Source organism: Bartonella sp. LB28NMGDW, assembly GCF_042194435.1.
GTDB classification, from domain to species: Bacteria; Pseudomonadota; Alphaproteobacteria; order Rhizobiales; family Rhizobiaceae; genus Bartonella; species Bartonella grahamii.
Genome location: NZ_JBHIMX010000112.1, coordinates 1 through 900, shown reverse-complemented (window position 1 = coordinate 900; position 900 = coordinate 1). Strand labels below are relative to the sequence as shown.

1 protein-coding gene is annotated in these 900 nt (G+C 35.0%); it reads left to right on the top strand.

Annotated features, from left to right (window positions below; all coding sequences use genetic code 11):
- The coding region (locus tag ACFIKG_RS09495; RefSeq protein WP_375652222.1) for a type IV secretion system protein at window positions 1–674 on the top strand (674 nt) is incomplete at its 5' end.
- Between the last annotated feature and the right edge of the window lie 226 nt (window positions 675–900).

The following is a 900-nucleotide window of genomic DNA, read 5'->3' as shown; positions in this document are numbered from 1 at the left end:
CGCCACAACCTGCTCCACCGCCACAACCTGCTCCACCGCCACAACCTGCTCCACCGCCACAACCTGCTCCACCAGCAGAATATTCGGAAATCCTTCAGCTTTTAAAAAAAGGAGAAATTATTGAGCTCTTAAAAAAACAGCTTGAGTTGAAAAAAAAACAAGTTTCACAAATAGAAAAAGCCTATCAAGCTATAACAAAGAATCAGAAAACTGGATCTAAAACAATTGACTTTTCTAGTTTTTTTCTCAAAGAACCAGAATCGCTCTATAAGCGTGATAAGCTTTCAAGGGAATCATATCAAAAGGTATTAGAGGAAGAAAACAAAATTTCTGGGACTTTTGATCAAATGGGCAAAGCTATTTCGGAGCGTTTACAATTTGCATCGATACAAGATAAAGCTGTAAGTTTAGAAACTTTTGAAAACGTAGAAAATCGTTTTAAATACCTCCAACATCTATTAGATGAAATTCAAAAAAAAGAAAACCTGAAAGATACTGCAGATCTTCAAGCACATATCGATGGTTCGTTAACCATGATCCAAAATGAATTTATAAAGATGGAAATGGTAGCGCATTTACGTAATGCTGAGCAATCACTTATCAAAAGGAAAAGACGCGAACTTGATATGAAAATTTTTAACCATGAAACAAACGGGATGCCTACCATACGATAAAAACAAAAGCCACTGTAGAAAGTTCAGTACTATCCGAACAATTCAAAGAGGCACAAAGATTTTATCAAAGCCAAGATATCGTAATGCAAATACTTGGGTAATGTATAAATGAAAATGACACGTTTAGCATATATCTATGTTTCAAGGTGATAAAAAGTTGAAAATTCATTAAAGAGGAATTCCATGGACTTTACAGTGTTCACGCAACTTTTCACTAAAATTGATC